General features: G+C 39.6%; 3 protein-coding genes and 1 pseudogene. 1 reads left to right on the top strand and 3 read right to left on the bottom strand.

What is annotated here, in order from left to right:
• Positions 1–292: 292 nt before the first annotated feature.
• Positions 293–1897: a DNA phosphorothioation system sulfurtransferase DndC gene (dndC, locus tag O9334_RS03905; protein ID WP_287999489.1), complete on the bottom strand. Its 1605-nt coding sequence runs from the start codon at positions 1895–1897 to the stop codon at positions 293–295.
• A gap of 214 nt (positions 1898–2111) precedes the next feature.
• On the opposite strand from dndC, the gene O9334_RS03910 reads away from it, so the two are divergent.
• Positions 2112–3320 carry a DNA sulfur modification protein DndB gene (locus O9334_RS03910; RefSeq protein WP_190381657.1) on the top strand — a complete coding sequence of 403 codons (1209 nt, stop codon included), beginning with the start codon at positions 2112–2114 and terminating at the stop codon, positions 3318–3320.
• Between the two features lie 81 nt (positions 3321–3401).
• On the opposite strand, the gene O9334_RS03915 is transcribed toward O9334_RS03910, so the two are convergent.
• Entirely contained in the window at positions 3402–3761 is a 360-nt protein-coding gene (locus O9334_RS03915) for a XisI protein (protein ID WP_045360831.1), read from the bottom strand.
• 228 nt (positions 3762–3989) lie between these two features.
• Positions 3990–4079: pseudogene (locus tag O9334_RS03920) on the bottom strand (photosystem Q(B) 2 domain protein); the annotation flags it as partial.

A 4079-nucleotide genomic window follows, 5' to 3' on the forward strand; every position in this document is an offset into this window, starting at 1 on the left:
GTTGAGTCGATGGATATTTTTTCGGAACTTGCCCTTTCTTTGATACGCCTCAAACCCCAGAAAAACCCTTATTTCTCCAAAGGGTTAACGGCTATGAGCCTTATCAAGCAAGCTCTTTAACCTTTCTGTCACCCCTTGAGACTCATAATAGAAAGTCGAAAAACCACTGTCAGGATTCTGGTGGTCAGTTGGTCATTAATCCCAGTCAGATTCTTTCACAGACCAGTGCTGGGATTTTATTGATTGTTGCCAGAGGGAAAATCCAGGGACGTTTACAGGTAAAATAGGCCCGTTATTCTTCCTCCTCAACGGTTGTAGGGAATTTCATACTGGCCCAAGTTAACTGTTTTTGCTGGTCTTTTTCCGGTTCACTAAAACTGTCTTTGAGTTGTTCTTTCACCTGAGCAATATTGCCACTTTGAGCGGCATTCTTTAGATCATAGATATAACGAGCATTTTCGATCGCTTCCTCTTTACTACGAGAACTAGATTCAAAGCATTTTTCTAGGTCTTTGTAAATACCCTTGCGAGAGATTTTGAGAAAATATTGACGTTCCGTATCGATCAGTTTAGCCAATAATTCTAGGTGCATGGAATCCTCGGCACAGATATCCGCGAGGATATCCCATTCTTCACTCCCCAAAAGATTATTATCCGCCCCCGGTCGCGGGTCTTGAAAATTTTCTCCAGTCACTTGTTTATAAATCTTCGGTAATTGGTCATCAAATTCGTGCTTTTCTTCCCTCCAAATCCGGCGAATTTCGCTGAGTTCCTCCGTGGTAATTAGGGTAATATCTTTCATATCCTCTGGCGCATTAGTACGCACGCTCTGCTGTGCCTCTAATACCCTTCTCAGCCAATATTCCCGCCATTGTTTAGTATAAGGGCCGGGTATCGGTTCGATCGATATTTCTCCATTTAAGTTTCTTTCAAATAATTGTACTTTCCCAAAGATACGACGAAAATCCCGTTTTGGTCGGTCATCTTCTATATCCAATTCGTTGCGAAGGTCTAAAAGTGGTTGTAACCATTCTTTTTCCTCGTCATTCTGTATCATTGCCTCCATCGATTTATCTTTATTCACCATCGTACACACCCAACAACCAAAGCGCGAATCTCCACAGCTAGGAGTGGAAGTATCTACCACTAGGGGACATTCATTATCCGCAGTTGCTCCTCGATACATTGCTAATAATTCTTTGTTGTCTCCTCCCCAGGGATTTTCCCACTGCATTAAGTACATCCATACTTCATCAGTACGCCAATCTTCTATGGGAGTATAAATCAAAGAGTTGATTAAACGTCCATTGGGGCTTAATCTGTCACGAACTCTACCTATTTCATGTTTTTTCATGGTGATTGCTCGCGCTTGACTTTCAGCCTTCCTAATTCCTAGCACAACAATAGTTTCACAATGAACTCTGACTAAATTGCGAATAAAGTTATTGACAGGCTGAATTTTCATGCGATCAGTACACCAACGAAAGCCGTGCCTTGGAGCAGGATATCCTTTTCCTATCAAACAAACCCAGAAAGTAGCGTTAACTTCAGGATGCAGTAGATGCGATTTAACAGGCATTTGTTGCTGTTTTGCCGCTTCTGTAAGCTGTCTAATACATCTGCGTACCCAAGTAGAAACAATTGGGTTTTCAACAAAAGTATCGGTAGTGATCACATGAATGGTTTTGTGTCGCTTCTCTAATGGTAAGGATGCGATCGCATTCCAGATTAACTGCAATATGCTTGTACTATCTTTTCCCCATGATACTCCCACAACCCAAGGAATAGTATCTGCACAGTATAATTCCTGTATTTCTTGAGTTAAATAATTTAAATCCTCGACAAACTCCGCAATAGTACGGATAGGCGACTTATCTGATTTGAGGGTATCTGTCATAAAAATCCATACTGAGTGTCTCAAGGATGACTACAGAGTTTCGCCTAAAGATGAAGTATGACGGGATTTGGCATCATCCCCGCACGATCAGCTGCTGTTCCTTGTTCCCTATTCTGGCGTTTCCTATTCCCCAAAACGAAAACTTCGTGCCTCATCATTAAGATAACTGCTATAATGTTATGAGTATTGAGTGTTTTTTGGTGTTTTTTCTATTATGTCTGATATTGCACCTCATTCTTCAGATTTGACTCAACAACTGAATCAGGTACTGGAATACTACTTTTCTGAGCATTACAGAGAGAAATGCTATCTTGGGCTAGTTTTCCAACAAGGAAAACGAAAAATGGTTCAAATAAATGTTGCCGCTCATGATTTACCAACCTTGCTTCAAGCAAAGCCATCTACAGGGAACGATCCCGATTCAGGAAAAAATCGCCCAGAGGTTCAAGGACATACAGAGGAAGTTAAAGAATATATCCTTAAGCGGATTAAACAAGATAAACCATGGATTTTAGGAACTCTAACAGCTAATGTTGATCCAGAAAAAATTAAGCTGATCGATCTTGCTCGTGGGCTATGCTTGGTTATAATCGGACGTGGAATCAAATTAGATATTACAGATGGTCAACATCGTAAACGCGCTATTCACGAATTGATTACGAATTCTGAGGGGGAACTAATCGGTGATAATGATTTTCCTATTACTTTGGTATTGGAAGGGGATTTTAGACAATGCCAAACCGATTTTAGAGATATGGCTCAAACAAGGCCTTTAGATAAATCGTTACTCCTGTCCTTTGGGGAATTTGAAGGACGGGTGGGTATTACCAAAAATTTACTCCATCAAGTTTCTATGTTTGCCGATAAAACAGAAGCTATCAAAGATCACCCTTCGTTAAAAAAGAAACTTATCTATACCTTTAACTATGTGGCAAAATTAGTAAGTTTAGCATTTGATAACGACATTAATTCTGATTTAACAGAGATAAATGTTGAAGAATCATCTGAGGCTTTATTTAAATGTTTAAATCAGTTTTTTTCTGAGTGTTCTCAAACTAGAGCAATAGCAGAGAATAGCACAGATAAATTAACCGTTGATCAGTTAACTCAATTTCAGATAAGTTGTATCTTAGGACGTAGCGTAGGCTTAGAAATATTAGGATACTTGTTGTATGATATTTACGATGAAAATAACAACAGTTTTGATAGGGCTAAAATTTCATTGTTGGCTAGATTAGACTGGGCAACTGGTAGTGATCTTTGGAGTGGAAATGTCGTTAGAATAGATCCTAACCCTAAAAAGCCAGCAAATCCTTACAGAATATCTGCGAGCATGAATATGGTAAAACTGGCAGTTTACAACGTAAAAAATCGGCTGGGATGGTTAGAAACATCTACAAGTTCTATGTTAAATTTTCAATGATCGAGCGCGGCTGACGAGCGACCGCAAGAAAAACACAGAACTTATGTACTAAGCAAAATGAGAGAGTAGTTAACCTAATGATCAAGTAATAGCAAATTGGGAATATTGCCTTAATTCTTGGCTAAGAAACCCTAAAACAATGGGTTCTGGAGGGATACCAGCTTTGAGAAGGTCTGAAGCGACTCCTTCCTCAGTACCATCTCGTTGAATCCAAAATTTCCCATCAATGATATCAACATGAATTAAACAACCATGAACCCGACGGGTAGCGCGATAAGGCCGAACATATACTGGTTCTCTACCTAAAACCATCACTAAATAGCGATCTTGTTGCCGATCGAATACCGTTTCTAAGATCACGTCACTATCTGAATAAGGAATCTGGGTATAATCATTGAAAATTTGTTCAATTAACTGCCGATCACTTACCAGTGTATCCATTCCAGAATCACCTACTGTTCGGGATCAAAAACGATTAGAGATAGTTGATATTTTTGCAATAATAGCTGACCAAGGGGTTCCTCAAAGACATCAAAAAACACAATACTATGAATCCTAAATATTAAAAAATAGGTAGCATAATTTAACTTCAAACAAACTACCCTATTTTTTATTCTAACAACAAAAAAGCACCCCCTCGCGGGAGTGCCTTTTCGTTCAGACTAGGAATTAACCATTGATAGCAGGAGCAGTCAGAGCTACAGGAGCCTGTTCACCACTAGCTAAGTCTAAGGGGAAGTTGTGAGCGTTGCGCTCGTG

This window comes from Microcystis sp. LE19-8.1F (assembly GCF_027531715.1).
Lineage (GTDB): Bacteria > Cyanobacteriota > Cyanobacteriia > Cyanobacteriales > Microcystaceae > Microcystis > Microcystis wesenbergii_A.

What these genes read in the sequence shown, in the direction of transcription:
- O9334_RS03910 (WP_190381657.1), top strand. Translation starts at nt 2,112, where the DNA reads ATGTCTGATATTGCACCTCATTCTTCAGATTTGACTCAACAACTGAAT.
- O9334_RS03915 (WP_045360831.1), bottom strand. Translation starts at nt 3,761, where the DNA reads ATGGATACACTGGTAAGTGATCGGCAGTTAATTGAACAAATTTTCAAT.
- dndC (WP_287999489.1), bottom strand. Translation starts at nt 1,897, where the DNA reads ATGACAGATACCCTCAAATCAGATAAGTCGCCTATCCGTACTATTGCG.